Below are 17,464 nucleotides of genomic sequence, written 5' to 3'. Positions count from 1 at the left end.
TCGACGCTTTCTCGGCCGGGCCTGCGCCGCTCGTCTTATCGCGCCAGCAATACCGCCGGCTTCGACACCCGCACCACCTGGCTGCCCGAGAGATAGGCGCTCTGGTGGCACAACGGCTGGCCCGAAACCGCGGGAATCGACGCCCCGCACCGCCCAGCCACGCACGTCGTCTCCAGCCGGGCGCCGAGCGCCGCCGTGCCCCCGTAATCCACGCGCAGCTTATCTACCCCGGCTGGAGCCTTTACCGCCAGCTTCGCCGCACCCGTGCCCGCCCTGCCCGCCGACCGCGTAGCCGCTGCCAGTGCGGCGGCCGCCCCGCCGCAACTCACTCGCGCATAGTACAACCGGTTCAGCGTCAGCCCCAGACCCGGCCCGAAAGCCGCCCATCGCAGCCCCGCCCCGCCATATCGCAACAGCAGCGACCCTTCCGTCGCGTCGGCCAACTCCAATCGCGGCACACCCGCCGCCGCCGGCCGCCCGTTTAACAGGCCCGCCGCCGAGAGCGTCATCCCCGTCGGCAGACTCTGCCGGGTCGCCTGAAATTGGTGCGGCGGCACTCCGCCCAGCGCCTGAATCGCCGTCCGGCAATCCGAGCCGGCCTGAACCACTGGCAGTTCCTGCGACACTAACGCCAGCTCCGGAACGTCCGGCGTTACCGTAATGCTCAAGTCCTGTGCCACCTGCAGGCTCGGTGTGGAGCTGTCCGTCAGCTGCGCCGTGAACGCCCACTGACCCGCAGAGGCGGGTATTCCGGAAATGATCCCAGTGTCCTCGTCCAACTGCAATCCATCCGGCAAATTCCCAGCGCTGATCGACCACTGCAGCGGCGTTACCCCGCCACTGCCCGTCAGTTGCACCATGTAGTCACTGCCGCTCTTCCCATCCGGTAGGCTAGTCGTCAAAATAGATAGCGAATTTTCGGCCACGACGCTCAACTCCAGATCACGCTCCGCCGACAGGCCGCCCTGGTCGGTCACCCGCACTCGAAACGCGCACGTCTCCACCTGCAGCGGTTGACCGCTGATTATGCCGTCGCTCACCAATGACAGTCCGCCACACAGTGTTCCGCTCACTGTGGTCCAGGCGTAGGGCGGCACTCCCCCCCCAACCAGTAAGGACGCCTGGTAAGGACGCCCCACCACGCCGCCGCCCAGCACGCTCGTCAGAATCCTCAGCGGCGTCGTCCCCACCGTCAGCATCAAATCCTTCGTGACGCTTTGCCCGTCACTGTCGTCCACACTCACCGTGAACGCGAAGTCGCCGCTCAGCGTGGCCGTGCCGGAGAGTAGGCCTGCCGGTGACAGGCTCACGCCATCCGGCAGGCGGCCGGAGGTCACGCTCCATTGATAGGGCGGGGTCCCGCCCAGCGCCACCAAAGGAAAGAAATAGCTACCGTTCAGCAGCGCTGGCGGCAAACTCCCCGTCGCCACGCTCAGCGGCCCCGCGCCCGTCCGAATCAGAACATACGCTCCTGCGCCTCCCTCCCAATACAATGTTCCGCTGCTATCCACGTTCGCGGCCGCCGTAATCACGGCCCCGTCTCTGGAAATTGACCAGAGCCCCGCGGTCAGCCCGCTCACCAGGTACTGCCCGGCGTCGGAATGCGTTGTCGTGAATGCCGCCGCCGAGAGCGTGATGCCCTCCGCCGGAAAGACGGCCACAATGGAGTTCGCTCCGTCGTCCACCTGTGCGCCGATGAAGTTAGGGTCGATCGCGGACAGCAGCGCCACCGGATTCGCGGTCTCCGTCGTGCCGTCCACCACGCGATGCGCTACCAGCACATTCGTCTTCAGATTCGAGGCGTCGCAGGTGACGCCATCAGCCGAGGCGCAGATCGATACTCGGAAGGTCTGCCCCACCCCACCTAGCGGCCCCTTCGCCGGATCAACCGTGCCCGTGTATGATCCGTCCGGATTGTCCGTATAGACACGCAGCGAGGTCGCGCCGCCCGGCTTCAATACCTTGGTCAGGATCCTCGACGCCGGCCCGCTGGACACAAGCGAATCGTCCGTCAACACCGTATTGCCTTCAGCCCCGTTGGCCGGCCACGGCGTAGACCCGTTCTCGAAAACCCCCGACTGCCCGTTATTCGGGTAGTGCAGGTACGTCACCTTCTGCTGCCCGCCGCTGGTTCGCACCGCGTCGGCGGCAATGATGTACTCGCTTCTACCCAACTTCTTGAAGTGCGCAAAGTGCCGGTGCGCGAATGTGATCTGAGCGGCCGCCTGATACGCCCCCGCATAGTCCACCATCGCGTAGGTGGCCGCGTTGCTGGGATCGTTCCAGAATCGTGAAGTCCTGACGAACTGGATCTGCGACTTGAAGTTTGCCCGTTGGAGTAGTGACGGTGAATTGCTGAGATACGGTCCGATCCGCATGAAGTTGCTCTGCTCGTTCGGAGCACCGTAGGCCGTAAACGTGGGCTGAATGCCCCTACCATAGTCCTCAGCCAGTAGGTAGTGTCGTTTGAAAATCTTATAGCTGGCCGGATCACCGGAGTAGCTCGTTCCGTACAGACTGGAGAACCGAAATTCACTCAGCGCGTGAATCTCGAAAATACTGGAATCGGCCAGCCAGCCAGTTCGCGAGATCACTAGCCCAGTGCCCTCGCCATTCGGCTGAGAATCGGAAACTGTTAGATTTCGGGACAGCGGCAGTGTCGTATTCGGGTCTGCCGTAGGCGCAGTCGGGTCGCTGTAGAGGTAGTTGTCGGGGTAGCCGAGCATGTTGGCGTAGCCGAATTGCGTCTCCGCTGGCAGGTAGTACCCTGTGTAGTTCTTCAGGATGTGGAGCCATGCTTTCGATTCATCGCTCCCCGGCGTGAGATACGCCGATGCCAAGCCACCCTTCCAGTGATCAGCCGTCATGGCTACAGGCGCAGGCCCGCCCCATCGGATACTACGGTTGTCTGCCCGACTGTAGCCGTAGACCCACAGGGACAGTGGGGTTTTCAGCCACGTCCCGCCCGTGAAGTCCATGCTCGGTTCGTAGAAGCTGTTTCGAAGTTGGATAGCGAAGTCGGCGGTGAACGGCTGAACGCGAGTGGCGTAGTACTTCGCCGTGATCTGCATTGCGCCCGTCGTCCATTGCTTCTGGAGCGGATACCAGAAGTCTTTCCACCAGAAAACCAGCCGCTGCAACATAGCCTGCGCCCTAGGGTCGTCGTCAGCCAGGGCAATTGCCAGGGCCAAAAAGCCGAGGCCCTTCGTGATGTTCTGGTTGTAGAGTTCGTTTCGGCTCGACTCGTCGCGGGAGTAGATCGTTGCCCCGCCAAAGCTAGATGCCGCGCCACTTAGGTATGAGTTTCCATGCGCCTTCCCGCTTGCGATTGGAGAGTACCCGGAGTAATTGATGAAATTCACAAACCCACAGTTCCCAGTCGTCCACGGCTTGCCGATCCAGAAAGGCCCGTCCGTCGCACTCGTGGCGAGAAACCCTCCAGTAGGGGAGCCCTGAATGGTTAACGAAGTGTCGGACTCCACCGACTTGACGATCATCGTCATGCCCACGCAGTAGCCCGACGTGCATCCTGCCGTCCACCCGATCGAGTCACCCGTCGCTATCCGCTGTGTCGTGTCGGCGTTTGTCAGCCACTGCGTGCCGTTGCCGGTGATGGTCTTGGCGTAGAGCGTGTAGTTCACGGTGCCCGTGCCCGCGTAGAAGCGGCTTGTGCATCCATCATCCACGTCGGTCAGCATCTTGTTAACAAACACAGTGCGCTCGCCCGAGGTCATCCCAGAGCGCACAATCGAGTACGCCTGCGCGATGTTCCACATATATTTACTGCCGTAGTCCAGCGTGATGGAGTCGCCACAGGCGGAGATCTGTTCGGTGAGACACCCGAAACCCTTGGCGTACTTGTCGATGTTGTTGAGCGCGGCGATGGCCTTGTCCCGGTAGGCCGTGTTTCCGGTTGACTGGTACATCAACGCCGCCCCGCCCAGATACCCGAAATCTCCGTTCTGTAGCTGGGCAATCAGCATCTCGCTTGGCGCTGCGGTGTCAGCGGTGAGCACGCGCCCGTCGATGGCTGTTTTCATGGCAGCGTAGGCCGGGTTACTCGAAACCGCCTTGCAATCGCGGCGCCCGTGGGTGCAAAGCGTCGAAGTCAGCGCGCCCCCCGGGCCGTCCAGCCACACGCGCGGGTGATCTTTCAACGTCACCAGCGAACCCGCCGCCGCTTCCGGATAGCTGGTGCCCTGTCCACCCGTGTACCGCAGGAATTCGCCGTTACCCGCCACTGGAGCACCAGCCAAGTCATACAGTTCCGCCGTCGTCTCGGTCACGTTGGTCGCCACTCGAGTGCCATTCGCGGCCGTGTTGCCTTCCACCCCAGCCAGAACAATGACTGTGCCATTCGTCCAGCCGTGCGCAACTAGCGCGGGCGTGGCCGCAGCGAGCGATGTATTGTCGCAGCCCGCTGTTGAAATAACGATTGGCGTTGCATTCGTTGCCGACGCCACGCACCGCGTCTGGCCCGTTGGGACGTACAAAGTGGTCTGCGCCAAGAGTGGTACCGACACGATCCAACACAGCAAAGAGAGCTTCATCATTGTCACCGTCACCCCGTAAGCGAACCAAGCCCATTACGCCCAAACTGAAACAGTCGATGTCGAGAGTCCGACTCGTTGCTCTGTCTCCATTGCGGCCCCTTGCCCCATTATGGACCATCGCTCATGGCGAAGCGCTTGGGCCGACAGCACCGTTATCGACGTCACATCCGAGCCCCACTCACAACAAATCCAACGGTCACCGCATCCACTCTCCAGACTGGCAGATTCACCCACCCACGAGCGGTCACCGCTATCTACGTACTAGGTATTCGCGCACTGCAGTTCGGTACTCGCTGCCCTTACTCAGCCACAGCCAGCTCGCGGCAACGACCGTTTTCTCCAGCCAGATGCCACCCGAGGGCCGCAGCCGACTGCAAATCATCTCAGTACACACGACAATCCGACCCTCACCACCGTATTAACATCCGCCTGCTTGGAACGGAACATCGGCTCGGTCCCGATGGCCACGCCACCCAACGAGACGCCGGTCAGACATCGCCCATCCGGGAACTGCACCGCTAGAAGCTGAACGCATGGTCGCCGGGCGACCAGCCAATCCCCACGCCCGCGTAGGCATCCAACCGCCGGGCCCCATGCGTCACTCCGACATAGCGCGTGCCTGCCTGCGCCGTTAGGCTCAGGTGACGGTAGAATCGGTAACTGGCCATCCCACCCACCTGGGCCGTCTCGGTTACCTGCAGCAGGCCCACACGCCCCGACATCCGGAAGTAGGTCGCAACCAGGTTTGCGGACAGCTTAGGCGTCAGTGCTCTGCCGAAGTTAATACTGGCGGTGTCCCGGATTCCCGCCTGAACGAAACCGTTCCCAGCGCTAAAGGAGCGACCGCCCGCCAGAATCAGCGTCCCCAACTCGAAGATTTTGTGGATTGACAGATTGTAGACTGGCGACAGAAACTGTGTGTCCGTCACCTGCAGGCTAGACCCCGCTCCCAGAATCGCCGCCACCTCCGGCGGCAGAGTAACTGCGCCGATAAACTCAGACCGGACGCGCCCTACGCCAGCCTGCATCGTATACGACATGGTCCGCGTGACCCGCTGTGTGAACACACCAAAGATGCTCTCATTCCGAATCCCACCGAACTGCCCCGGGTAGCGAGTTGTCCCCAACTGCACACCGACACCCAGAACGGACATCTGTGTCGCCCGATACTGCACATTGCCCCCGCCGCCGGCGTTGTCCATGCCGTAAAGGCTCCCACTCCGTCGGATGATTGACGCCTGCCCCCACCCGCTTGCATACAGACGCTGGCTGATCTGATAATCCATCGACACACTGCCGCTATAGAACTTCGTCCGGCTCGAAAAGATCTCGTTGTCCACTAATCCGTTATTCGCGGGGTTGCCAAATGCATCGAGTCCGGACGCACCACCAGCCGTCGTGCTGCCCGCCCCGTATGAACTCGTCATGCCAGGCACGCCGTTGGCACCAAAGCCAGAGCCTAACCCATAACCGCCATCTGAAAGACCGCCCAATTGCTGAACGATGAACTTCAACCTCCGGCTGACTTGCTGCGAATACCCCAGATCGGCGACATACGATTGCCGCCAGAATGAGCCCCCCGCTTGCGCGCCAGTAGCCGCAGGCCCCCTGTCAAAATACGATCCGCTGGCCATGAGACTGCCGCCCAACTGGCTGTTCTCCCAGGACTTGAAGCCGCCCAACCCACCGGACAACGTCCCGATGATCGTGTTGTATTTGGCGGTATCCGCACTGGCGCTTAAGGTGTGATTGTAGATGCCGTTTGCCAACAGCCACGGATGAAGCCCCGTGCTCGTCGTCATCGACGCCGAATCTCTCGAAGGAAGCCGATCCAAGCCAGGCCCCAGTCCGCCTGGTCCTCCCAGCTGAGCCTGGACTGCGCCGCCGAAGAATACCGATGTACACACCGCAGCCAAAACCTTCACCCGCATGATTTTGCCTTTCCTCCACGAATCCACTGTCTTTCATTGTATCGGCCCGGAGGATAACTCGCGCTGATTCCTCGTCGGGCAGGCGCCGGGCCCTCAAGCTTGTACACGATTCCGCCAGGAACGGGCCACGTGTTACTGTAAGACCGTTGCCGATGGCCATAGACCCAACCTCCCGTCCCTTGCGCATCGCTGTAGTCACCCCATTGTTTCCGCTCGATACCGAGCCCTACCGCGGAATCCCGATCTATCACACCGTCGTACAACTGGCGCGCTTCGCCGAGGTGGAAGCGTTTGTCCCTCTCGCCGTCTATCCGCCTGTCTCTTGGCTTCAGCCCAAGAGCTACATCTACCGCCGCGCAAATACCGCCTGGCAACCCGGCGGCGTCCGCACCCACTACTGCGAATACTATGTTCTGCCCCACATCACCCGCCCCTTCAATGGACGCTTGGCCGTCCGCCGCCTCACCGGCCCCATCCGCGCCTTCCGACCTGATTTGATCCTCGCCTATTGGCTCTACCCAGAGGGCTACGCAGCCTGCCTCATCGCCCGCCAACTCGGTGTACCTGTCGTTGTCGGCTCTCGCGGCACCGACCTACGACCGCCGGAACCCTTCTCTTCCCGCGGCACCCGCACCGTGCTCGCCGAGGCCGCCGCCGTACTCACAGTCAGCAGTGAACTCAGAGATCGCGCTCTAGAGCTCGGCGCCAATGCCGCCAGCGTTCACGTCATCCTTAATGGCTGTGACTCTAGCATCTTCACGCCGGGCAGCCGCATCGACGCCAGAGCCGAACTAGGCCTCAATCCTGACTCGAAGATTGTTCTTTTTGCTGGCCATCTGATCCCCGTAAAGGGCGTCAAGGACTTACTCACCGCCGCCATCTCGCTCGCCGCCCGCCACCCGAAACTCGTGCTGGTTTTCGTCGGGGAGGGTTACCAGCAAGCCGAACTTCAGGCTACCCTGACCCAGTCCGGCAGTGCGCTGCCTGTCCACTTTGCCGGCTCCTGCACACCCCGCCAGGTCGCTCGCTGGATGCACGCCTGCAACGTCTTCTGCCTGCCTAGCCTCAACGAGGGCTGCCCCAACGTGGTCATTGAAGCCCTATCATCCGGCCGGCCTGTGGTTGCCAGCTCCGTTGGCGCGATACCCGACCTTGTTGACCAAAGCCGCGGCGAACTCACCCCGCCTCAAAACCCGGACGCCCTCGCTGCCGCCCTGGAGCGAACACTGAACCGCAATTGGGACGACGACGCCCTCTCCGCCTCCATGCAACGTGGCTGGGACACTGTGGCGCAGGAAACGCTAGCTGTCTGCCAGACCGCTCTCTCCGGCGGCCGGCGCTAAATGCTGATCCTCCTCGCTGCTTTCGCCGTCCTTCTGCTGGCCGGCTCCCTCTTCCCCTGGAGCTTCGTCTCCGGACCGCCCTTGGGCCATGCCGTCTGGCGACTGCTCAACGGCTGGGACCAATCCGTCAGCAGCACCGGACTCCGGGATGTTCTAATCAATCTCGTCATTTACATACCGATCGGATTCACGGGCTTTCTGTGGCGCGGCTGGCGCTCCCGGCTCACGCGCCTCGGTTGCCCGCTGCTTACCGGCGCACTGCTCTCGTTCACGGTCGAGACTCTCCAGAGCTATGTGCCGGGCCGGATGCCCGGCCTAACCGATGTAGTCTGCAACACCATCAGCACGGCCCTCGGGCTGGCCCTGGCCGCCATCTTCCAGATGGTCATCGAGGCCCATCACCTGGAGAGGCGGCGCGAACACACATTTCAATTCTCCTCCGCCGTACTGCTGCTCGCCCTATGGATTTCAGGCCTCGCCTGGCCCGACCGCATCTTCGGCCTGGGCATGGTGCCCCGGCTGAGAGCCCTTCTCCATCCCGGATCGTGGGCGCCGCTCGATAGCCTCAACGGAGCGATGCCCTGGCTGTTGGCGGGCTGCCTCCTCAGCGTGATCGTCGGCGCCAATCTCCCTCGCTGGTGGCTCTGGATTCTGCTGTCCGCTGTGTTCGGCCTGATGCTCGCATCGCCCGGCCATACATTTACCTGGTCCTATGTGGGTGGCGCCGTGGCAGCGGTCGGCATCTTCTCGCTGCTACCCGAGAACCGGCGTATCACCAACTCCGCCCTGGCTTGGGCCTGGCTGCTCTGGCTGGTGCTCGACGGCCTTCGTCCCTTCGTCTTCTCCACTGAGGCCCAGCCTTTTGGATGGGTGTTGTTCCGCGAGCTGCTAAACGCCGCCTGGATGCCCGGTATCGGCGTCTTTCTGCGTAAAACCTGGACATACGGCGCTGCGTTCTGGCTCTTTTCGCACACCAGATACGGCCGCCCCGCCTCGCTCGCAATCACAGCCGTTACCGTCACTGCCGTTGAGGCGGCGCAATGCTGGATCCCTGGCCGGACGGCCGGCATCACAGACCTGGCCATCGCACTGTTGGCGGCTTCCATGCTCTGGCTGGTCGACCTCCGCTTCGCCCGCCGCCATTGTCCGCCAACCGCTTAAAGTTACGGCAATCAGGAAGTTTGCAATAATTGTGAGCGTACCCATGAAAGGCTAGGCCGGATTTGTCTCCGTCTCTGATAAGGATCGGGGCAACTCGCCGAGGTTGTTTGAGGATGCCGTCCTGCGCCGCTGAGCCAGAGCCGAACAGATATAGGTCCTGAGGAGTCCCCCCTTGTCGATGACTGCAAAACAGATGCCGTCTGTCTTGGCGAGAACTGCCGTTCTTGCTCTGCTCCTGGCCGCACTGTTCTGGAACGTACTGTTCAAGATGGTGGACGAATGGTTCCGGTTGGAGGAGATGGGCCACGGCCTGTTCGTGCCCTTCGTCGTGGGTTGGGTGATTTGGACCCAACGCGACAAGCTGGCGCAGATTCCGATCCGGCCCTCGTGGACGGGTTGGATCGTGCTGCTCATGGCGTTTACCCAGTTGGTAGTGGCCGAACTGGGGGCGGAGTATTTTCTTGCCAGAACCGCCTTTATCGTCGGCCTGATCGGCATTATTCTGCTCACCGCCGGCACTGCCATGCTGCGGGCGCTCATCTTTCCGCTTGTGCTGCTCTGCTTTATGGTTCGCTGGCCCACAATCCTCTACAACCAGATCACGTTCCCTCTCCAGTTACTGGCCTCACAAGTGGCGGAGATCGGGTTAGGTATCGTCGGCATCCCTGTTCTGCGGGATGGCAACGTCCTGGAACTGCCCAGCCAGAGACTTAGCGTCGTGGAGGCGTGTTCGGGCATCCGCTCCCTGCTCTCGCTCACCTTCCTGTCCCTGATCTACGGCTATGCCTTCGACAAGCGCCTCTGGATACGCGTCACGCTGTTTTCTTCCACCATCCCTATTGCCATCGCCGCCAACGCCTTTCGCGTCACAATCACAGGCGTCCTCAGCGAGTACAAGCGGGAGTGGTCGGAGGGGATTTATCATAGTCTTGAAGGCTGGGTTATCTTCATGGTTGCACTGACTGCTCTGGTGGTTCTTCATCGAACCCTGGATGTAATTAGCCGCCGACGGCACACCGCCACACGCCCGGAGAGCGCCTGATGGGCATCTTCCGCGGGCCCCATTTCCTCGCCGGAGCCTTGCTGCTGCTGGCCGCCATCATCGCCCACCATTCGGTGCAAAGGACCGAATACGTGCCGCAGCTCAACCCCCTCGACGGCCTATCCCAAACCGCGGGCGCCTGGCACGGCGTACAGGATTTCCCCATGGAAAAGGAAGTGCAGGACGAACTCAAAGCCGATGGGACGCTGGTCCGCAACTACCAGAATCCGGCTTATGCCGCGCCCGCCAATCTGTACATCGCGTTCTTCCGCACGCAGCGCACCGGCGTCGCCCCGCACTCACCCAAGCACTGCCTGCCGGCCAACGGCTGGGTGCAGAAATCCAGTTCCATCGTCAACATCGACGTGCCCGGCTCGCCCGAACCCGTCAATGTCAATCGCTACATCGTCGGCAAAGGCAACTCCAGGAGCCTGGTCTACTACTGGTATCTGACACCCTATCGCTCGGTTGCCAGCGAGTACATGGCCAAAGTTTTCCTGGTGGCCGATTCGCTGCGCTACCAGCGCAGCGACACAGCCATGGTGCGCATCGTAATGCCCTTGGAGGAATCGGACGAAGAGGGCGTTCAGGCGGAGCGAGCCGCCCTGGACTTCCTCCGTTCCGTTTACCCAGTCATCAAACAGTATCTGCCTGGCCCTCGCGCCGGCGCCTGATACAACGCCGTCATTCCGTAACGCCCCCTATTCCGCACCTATGACAAAAACCGTTCTGATTACCGGAGGAGCTGGCTTCCTGGGCTCCCATACCGCCGACGCCCTGTCCGCCAAGGGCTACGCGGTCCGCATCGTTGACAATCTCCAGGGTGAAGTCCACGCCGGTAAATGGCCGCGCTACATCCAGCGCAAGGGCTATGAACTTATCCGCGCCGACGTGCGCGAGAAGGCCACATGGGAGAAGGCATTGCGCGGCGTGAAGGCAGTTTTCCACCTGGCCGCCTATCAGGATCAGCGGCCGGACTTCTCGCGCTTCTACACCACCAACACCGTCTCCACCGCCCTGCTTTATGAAGTCATTGCCGAAAACAATCACCCCGTCCGCTCCGTAGTCTATGCCAGCTCGCAGTTTGTCTACGGCGATGGCGCCTATCAGAACGCAGCCGGCGAGACGTTCTTTCCTGAGCTTCGCCGCGAAGCCGATCTCAAGGCCGGCCGCTGGGCCGTTCGCGAACCCGATGGCGGGGAGGCCCGTTTCACGCCGTTCCGCGAGGAACAACCCGTCCAGCCCACCAACAGCTACGGGCTCTCCAAATACGCCTCCGAGATGATGGCTCTGCGCCTCGGCAAGACTTACGGCATCCCCACCAAAATAATGCGCTACTCCATCATTCAGGGGCCGCGCCAGTCGCCGCGCAATCTCTACTCCGGCGCGCTGCGTATCTTCATCAGCCAGGCTCTGGCCGGCGTGCCCATCACGGTTTATGAGGACGGCCAGCAGCTCCGCGATTTCGTCAATGTCCACGACGTAGTGGCCGCCAACTTGCTCGTCATGAAGTCCCGCAAGGCCGATTTCCAGGTCTTCAACGTCAGCGGCGGCCGGGCCATTCCGGTGCTGGAGTTTGCCGAAGCGGTACAGCGCATCACCGGCACAGCCTCGCCTATCGTTCTCGGCAGCTACCGCCGCACCGACACGCGCAACGCCGTCAGCGATGCGTCGAAACTCCAGTCGCTCGGCTGGAAACCCAAGTTTGGCATCGATGATTCCATTCGCACCTACGTCGAATGGTACAAGGCGGAGGGATTCGACAAGACGGCCCCCGTGGAGCAATTGAAGGCGATCAAGGCAGGAATCAGAAAGTGAGCCATTCATGATCGTCGCCCGCGCCCCTTTGCGGATCAGCTTCGTTGGCGGCGGTACGGACCTGCCGGAGTTTTACACGCGCCATCCCGGCCGCGTCATCTCCACCGCCATCGACAAATACGTCTTTCTGGCCATCAACCGCACGCCCTTCATTGAGAAGGTGTCGGCCCGCTACTCCGTTGTGGAGACCGTGGACCGGCCCGAGGACCTGCAGCACACGCGCCTCCGCGCCGCCCTGTTGGACCTCAACATCCGCAGCAAGATTGAGATCGGCTCGTTTGCCTCGCTGCCGGCGCGTACCGGCCTGGGCTCGTCATCGAGCTTCTCCGTCGCGCTGCTGGCCGGCCTTTACTCCTATCTCGGCAAGAGCCTGGAACCAGGCCACCTGGCCGAGCTCGCCAGCCGCCTGGAGATCGAGCTCGTGGGCGAGCGCATCGGCAAGCAGGACCAGTACGCCGCCGCCTTCGGCGGGCTGCACGTCTACCAGTTCAACCAGGACGGCACCGTGGATGTGCAACCCGTGGCGCTCACCGTACCCCTGCGCCGCAAGCTGGAATACCACATGCTGCTGTTTTACACCGGTATCACGCGCAGCGCGGCGGCAGTTCTCGATAACCAGCGCGCCCACATGGACGGCCACTTTGAGGTGATGAAGCAGATGGCCGCCGACGTGGAGGTTTTTGAACGCATGCTGTGCTGCGGCGACGTGGAGGGCATGGGCAACTTGCTACACGAAAACTGGATGCGTAAGCGCCAGCTCTCCGGCATGATCTCCAGCAGCGTTATCGATCACATCTACAACGCCGGCCTGGGTGCCGGAGCCTGGGGCGGCAAGCTCCTGGGCGCCGGCGGCGGCGGCTGCGTTCTGTTCCTGGCCCCGGCCGAACGGCACGACGAAATCCGCCAGGCGGTGAAGGAACAGGCCGCTAAGCTGGAGCTGACGGACTCCTGCGAAATCCATATCTCGCTGGTCACAGGCGGGGCTTCCGTCGTTTACAACGGAGACATCCTCGCATGATGCAAGCGTTTCTTCTGGCGGCCGGCCTCGGCACCCGCCTGCGTCCACTCACGGACCATATGCCAAAGGTGATGGCCCCGCTCACCCCGAGCGGCCTTCCGCTGCTGGAGCATCTCATCCGGCAGATGAAAGACCAGGGTGTGGGCCGCTTTGTCATCAGCGTGCACTACAAAGGCGAACAGATCATCCGCCACTTCGGCGACGGTGCCCGCCTCGGCGTCGAGATCCTATACAGCGACGAGAGCGCCGGCCTGCTGGATACCGCCGGCGCCCTGCGCCACGCCGCCCACCTTCTGGACGAGCAGTTTCTTCTGGTCTACGGCGATCAACTCCACAACTACGACTTTTCCGCCCTGGTGCACCGCCACAACGAAACCGGCGCGCTGGCCACGGTCACGCTGAAACGCTCCGACCTGCCTCAGAATGGGGACCTGGCCGAGATCGACCCGGCCACCGGCCGCATTCATCGCTGGCACGGACGCCCTCACGGCATCACCGAGTTTCGCGAAGGTCTCTACCTGAATACCGGCCTGGACGTGATCTCGCGCCGCATCCTGGACGAGATCCCCGCCGGCCGCCCGGTCAGTCTCGACCGGGAAGTGCTGCCGCGCTTGGTCTCGGAGGGTGCCGCCGTCTACGGCCTGCCCGAAGATCTGGAGATTCTCGATATCGGCACTCCAGAGAAATACGAGTTTGCCAAGGATTGGTATGCGCGCTGGCAGGACGCACGCCCCAAAACAAACAAGGCGCTGCTGCTGGATCGGGACGGCACACTGATTGGCGCTCTGGCCCGGGGCGAGTATCTCACGCGTCCGGATCAGGTGGAACTGCTGCCCGGCGCCGTGGAACTGCTCAGCCGCGCCCAGGCGCTCGGCTACCGCCTGTTGGTGGTCACCAATCAGCCGCAGGTGGCCCGCGGCCTGATCACCGCCGAAGCGCTGGACAACATCAATGACACCGTCGCCGTGCAACTCGGCCGCCGCATCGATGCCTTCTACACCTGCCCCCACATCGACGCCGATCAATGCTCCTGCCGCAAGCCCGCAGCTGGAATGCTAGAGCGCGCCGCCCGTGAATTCGCCCTCGATCCGGCGCAGTGCTGGATGATCGGCGACAGCGACCGGGACGTGCGCGCCGGCCAGACCCTCGGCTGCCGCACCGCCTTTCTGCGCAACTCACACAACGCGGAGGAAGAGGCCCGCGTGCAGCCCACGGTCACGCTCGATAGCTTGGCAGCCATGCTGCCGTTGCTGGAATCCGCCGCATGAGTACTCCGAAAGTCAGCATCCTGATGGGCGCCTACAACCGCGCCCACTTCCTGGAAGCCGCGCTCACAGCGTTGCAGGCCCAGACGTTTACCGACTGGGAACTGATTGTCCCCGACGACGGTTCACGGGATAACACGCCGGAGGTGGCCCGCCGTTTGGCCGCCACCGAGCCGCGCATGGCCTATCTGCGCTACGACGACAACCAGGGCATCAGCGTCAACTACAATCGCGGCTTCGCCCGCTGCCGCGGCGAGTACATCGCCATGATCGATGACGATGACCGCTGGTGCATCAACGAGAAGCTCAGCACACAAATCGATTTTCTCGACCGCAATCCGGAGTATGTGGGCTGCGGCGGCGGCCTCATCATCGTCGATCTCGAAGGCAAGGAGATGTACCGCTATCTCAAGCCGGAAACCGACGAGGCTATCCGCAAATCGATGCTGTTTTCCAACCCGATGGCAAACTCCACCACTGTGTTCCGCCGCGAGGCCGGCGAGCGTGCGGGCTGGTACGACCAATCCATCCGCTACTCCGGCGACCGCGATTTCTGGATGAAGCTGGGCCTGCTCGGCAAACTCTATAACTTCCCGGAATACCTGAGCTTCTACACGATGGGTTCACAGAACACCTCCATCGTGCACATGAAGCCGCACCTGAGAACGTCACTGATGCTCACCAAGCGCTATCACGACAAGTACCCCGGCTACTCGCGGGCCATCGTCATCAACTATCTCCAGTATTGGTATGCGTTCCTGCCGCCCGGCCTGCACAGCGCCATACACACCACGGTGGCGCGAGCCAAACGCAAGCTTTTCGGATAGAGGCCACCGTGCAACTGCCCCGCAACGCCCAGATCTGGATGCCCGGCTACCTGAGGGATCGCCTCAGCCCGCGCCCGCGTGGCGCGGCGACGGTGTGGTTGAGCATCTGCGACCACTTTGAACCCTATTGGCGCAATCAGGACGACGAACTCGCCCGCCAGCGCGTCGCCCGGTGGAGCGCCCTCTGGCCGGAGATCGCCTCGCGTCATATCGACGACTTTGGCGGCAAACCGCAATACTGCTTCTTCTACCCCGAGGAGGAGTATCGTCCGTGGCTGCTGGATTCGCTCGCCGCCATGGTGCATGAAGGCCTAGGCGACGTGGAGATTCACCTCCACCACGACAACGACACAGAGGCCGCGTTCCTGGACCGCATGAGCGTCTTCCTCGAGACGCTCCACACCCGTCACGGCCTGTTGCACCAGGAGAACGGCCGCCCGGTCTTCGCCTTCATTCACGGCAACTGGTGCCTGGACAACAGCCGCCCGGACGGCCGCTGGTGCGGGCTGAACAACGAAATCACGCTGCTGCGGCAGATTGGCTGCTACGCCGACTTGACGTTTCCTTCCGGCGCCTCACCCACCCAGCCGCGTACGGTAAACCAGATCTATTACGCCGTGGACGATCCAGCCCGTCCGCGCTCCTACGATTTCGGCACGCCGGTGACGCCCGGCGGCCACCAGACCGGCGACCTGCTGATGATCCCCGGCCCCTTTGGCCTGCGCTGGCGGGGGCGCCTGATGCCGCGCATGGAGGCGGGCGACCTGGCCGGCTACGACCTCGCCACGCCCTATCGCGCCGACCGCTGGCTGGACCTCGCCCCGCACCTCGGGGATGACATCTTCCTCAAGCTCCACACCCACGGCACGCAGGAGCGCAACTCGCGAGCGCTGCTGGAAGGCGGCCTGGACGATCTGTTCCGCCACGTGGGCACCGCCTGCCGCCTGCGCGGCCACCGCCTGCGCTTCGCCACGACATGGGCGATGCGCAACCGGATCGAAGCCGTTCGCCTAGGGTGAACGCTGAGCGAAAAGCTGAGGCGCAAACCGGGATCGAGAGTATCCGTCATTGCAGGCCCATCTGTTCATGACGTGGACCCGCTGACGCAACAGTGAGTGAACCTGCCGGCCACACGCTTGAGCGATCCGCCGCGCTGGCTGCCTGCTCAGTGGAAGCAGAGCCGAATTGCAGCCCCGAGCACGTCGGGTGAGTAACTCCGACCGATTCAACCGGAAGTAGAGGCAATCGGACTCTTACGCAGCCTTGCCGAAAGAACACTGACGATCCGCACCGGGTGGAGACGGGGCGGGTCTCCGTCGCCTTTCCAGCGTACGGATTCCGATTACCGGACGCCGTGCTTTTCCAGCATTTGCCAGACCGCATCTCGACACCGCTCCGCGGCTCTCCCGTCCCAAAGAGGGGGAATCCGTCCCTGCTTCGGCTGGCGGCCGATCTGTTCCCATGCGGCTAGAATGCTCTTCTTGCAAGTTCCAGCGAGAATATTCGTGCCCTGCTCCACGGTGATAGGCCGCTCCGTGTTGTCTCGAATAGTCAGACACGGGATGCCGAGAGCGGTGGTCTCTTCCTGAATCCCGCCCGAATCCGTGAGAACGACAGCGGCCCGGCGCATTAGTCCGAGGAAATCGATATAGCCAAGAGGATCCAGCAAGCGGATGCAGTCACCCTCGCCAACGTTTTCCCGACTCAGCCTGGAGCGGGTTCGCGGATGAACCGGGAATAGCAGTGGCAGGTCCTGGCTGATCTCTCGCAACGCCTCCATAATGCCCGCCAGTTGCATCGCGTCATCTACATTGGCAGGCCGGTGCAGCGTTACCAGGCCAAAGCTCTGATTCTCTTGCAGTCCGCATCTCCGGGCGATGTCCGATTCCTCAGCCCGCTTCAGATGGAAGAAGAGGGAATCGATCATCAGATTGCCCACCATCGCAATCTTCTCCTCAGCCGCGCCCTCTGTACGAAGATTAAAGGCCCCGCTCTCTTCGGTGACCAGGAACAGATCGCTCAGCACGTCGGTGACTAACCGGTTGATCTCTTCCGGCATAGACCTGTCAAAGCTGCGCAAGCCTGCCTCCACGTGTACGACAGGTACATGGAGTTTTGCCGCCACGAGCGCGCAGGCGATGGTGGAATTCACATCGCCAACCACCAGCACAGCGCGCGGTTGCTCGTTCTGCACGATCGTCTCGAATCGCTTCATGATTTCGCCGGTTTGCACCGCGTGTGAGCCCGATCCCACCTCCATCTGATAGTCAGGCTCAGGCATGCCGAGGTCGCGAAAGAACTGACCCGACATCTGATCGTCGTAGTGCTGCCCAGTGTTGACGAGGAGCGTCTGGAAGCGATCATCGCCGCGCAGGAGACGCACCAGGGGAGCCAGTTTCATGAAGTTGGGCCGGGCTCCGCCCACACAGATCAATTTCGCCGCTTGCATATGATTCCACTCAGCCATATTGTGGCAGTGATGCAGTTGCCAGAGGACACATCATGA

Annotated in this window: 12 protein-coding genes; 9 read left to right on the top strand and 3 right to left on the bottom strand. The window is 62.2% G+C overall.

Features of this window, described 5'->3' with window-relative positions:
• Window positions 1-35: 35 nt before the first annotated feature.
• Both VGM51_03880 and VGM51_03875 read right to left on the bottom strand, forming a co-directional pair.
• Window positions 36-4,538 (bottom strand): putative Ig domain-containing protein, encoded by a 4,503-nt coding sequence (locus VGM51_03880; GenBank protein HEY3412181.1) that lies wholly within the window; start codon window positions 4,536-4,538, stop codon window positions 36-38.
• Between the two features lie 533 nt (window positions 4,539-5,071).
• On the bottom strand, window positions 5,072-6,355 hold the full coding sequence (locus VGM51_03875) for a hypothetical protein (protein ID HEY3412180.1): 1,284 nt from the start codon (window positions 6,353-6,355) through the stop codon (window positions 5,072-5,074).
• 281 nt (window positions 6,356-6,636) lie between these two features.
• Between VGM51_03875 and VGM51_03870 the strand changes: the two genes are divergently transcribed.
• From VGM51_03870 to VGM51_03830, 9 genes are all read left to right on the top strand, one after another.
• A complete protein-coding gene (locus tag VGM51_03870) occupies window positions 6,637-7,827 on the top strand; it encodes a glycosyltransferase (GenBank protein HEY3412179.1) in 1,191 nt (396 codons plus the stop codon).
• On the top strand, window positions 7,828-8,988 hold the full coding sequence (locus VGM51_03865; GenBank protein ID HEY3412178.1) for a VanZ family protein: 1,161 nt from the start codon (window positions 7,828-7,830) through the stop codon (window positions 8,986-8,988).
• 178 nt (window positions 8,989-9,166) lie between these two features.
• Window positions 9,167-10,030 carry an exosortase/archaeosortase family protein gene (locus VGM51_03860; protein ID HEY3412177.1) on the top strand — a complete coding sequence of 288 codons (864 nt, stop codon included), beginning with the start codon at window positions 9,167-9,169 and terminating at the stop codon, window positions 10,028-10,030.
• The gene (locus VGM51_03855; protein HEY3412176.1) at window positions 10,030-10,704 is read left to right on the top strand and encodes an EpsI family protein; all 675 of its coding nucleotides are present in this window, start codon (window positions 10,030-10,032) and stop codon (window positions 10,702-10,704) included. Before VGM51_03860 ends, VGM51_03855 begins: the two co-directional genes overlap by 1 nt.
• A 40-nt stretch (window positions 10,705-10,744) precedes the next feature.
• Entirely contained in the window at window positions 10,745-11,848 is a 1,104-nt protein-coding gene (locus VGM51_03850) for an NAD-dependent epimerase/dehydratase family protein (GenBank protein HEY3412175.1), read from the top strand.
• 7 nt (window positions 11,849-11,855) lie between these two features.
• Window positions 11,856-12,866: a GHMP kinase gene (locus VGM51_03845; protein ID HEY3412174.1), complete on the top strand. Its 1,011-nt coding sequence runs from the start codon at window positions 11,856-11,858 to the stop codon at window positions 12,864-12,866.
• On the top strand, window positions 12,863-14,134 hold the full coding sequence (locus VGM51_03840; protein ID HEY3412173.1) for an HAD-IIIA family hydrolase: 1,272 nt from the start codon (window positions 12,863-12,865) through the stop codon (window positions 14,132-14,134). The genes VGM51_03845 and VGM51_03840 overlap by 4 nt, the downstream gene beginning before the upstream one ends.
• On the top strand, window positions 14,131-14,958 hold the full coding sequence (locus VGM51_03835; GenBank protein ID HEY3412172.1) for a glycosyltransferase family A protein: 828 nt from the start codon (window positions 14,131-14,133) through the stop codon (window positions 14,956-14,958). Before VGM51_03840 ends, VGM51_03835 begins: the two co-directional genes overlap by 4 nt.
• An 8-nt stretch (window positions 14,959-14,966) precedes the next feature.
• On the top strand, window positions 14,967-15,977 hold the full coding sequence (locus VGM51_03830) for a hypothetical protein (GenBank protein HEY3412171.1): 1,011 nt from the start codon (window positions 14,967-14,969) through the stop codon (window positions 15,975-15,977).
• 323 nt (window positions 15,978-16,300) lie between these two features.
• On the opposite strand, the gene wecB is transcribed toward VGM51_03830, so the two are convergent.
• A complete protein-coding gene (gene wecB / locus VGM51_03825; protein HEY3412170.1) occupies window positions 16,301-17,407 on the bottom strand; it encodes a UDP-N-acetylglucosamine 2-epimerase (non-hydrolyzing) in 1,107 nt (368 codons plus the stop codon).
• Window positions 17,408-17,464: the final 57 nt, after the last annotated feature.

Source organism: Armatimonadota bacterium, from assembly GCA_036504095.1.
Taxonomy (GTDB): Bacteria; Armatimonadota; DTGP01; order JAKQQT01; family JAKQQT01; genus DASXUL01.
The sequence above is the reverse complement of the archived record's forward strand: the minus strand, read 5'-3'. Positions and strand labels throughout refer to the sequence as shown.

Coding starts and splice junctions, on each gene's coding strand:
- VGM51_03875 (HEY3412180.1), bottom strand. CDS start 6,355: ATGACGACGAGCACGGGGCTTCATCCGTGGCTGTTGGCAAACGGCATC.
- VGM51_03870 (HEY3412179.1), top strand. CDS start 6,637: ATGGCCATAGACCCAACCTCCCGTCCCTTGCGCATCGCTGTAGTCACC.
- VGM51_03865 (HEY3412178.1), top strand. CDS start 7,828: ATGCTGATCCTCCTCGCTGCTTTCGCCGTCCTTCTGCTGGCCGGCTCC.
- VGM51_03860 (HEY3412177.1), top strand. CDS start 9,167: ATGACTGCAAAACAGATGCCGTCTGTCTTGGCGAGAACTGCCGTTCTT.
- VGM51_03855 (HEY3412176.1), top strand. CDS start 10,030: ATGGGCATCTTCCGCGGGCCCCATTTCCTCGCCGGAGCCTTGCTGCTG.
- VGM51_03850 (HEY3412175.1), top strand. CDS start 10,745: ATGACAAAAACCGTTCTGATTACCGGAGGAGCTGGCTTCCTGGGCTCC.
- VGM51_03845 (HEY3412174.1), top strand. CDS start 11,856: ATGATCGTCGCCCGCGCCCCTTTGCGGATCAGCTTCGTTGGCGGCGGT.
- VGM51_03840 (HEY3412173.1), top strand. CDS start 12,863: ATGATGCAAGCGTTTCTTCTGGCGGCCGGCCTCGGCACCCGCCTGCGT.
- VGM51_03835 (HEY3412172.1), top strand. CDS start 14,131: ATGAGTACTCCGAAAGTCAGCATCCTGATGGGCGCCTACAACCGCGCC.
- wecB (HEY3412170.1), bottom strand. CDS start 17,407: ATGCAAGCGGCGAAATTGATCTGTGTGGGCGGAGCCCGGCCCAACTTC.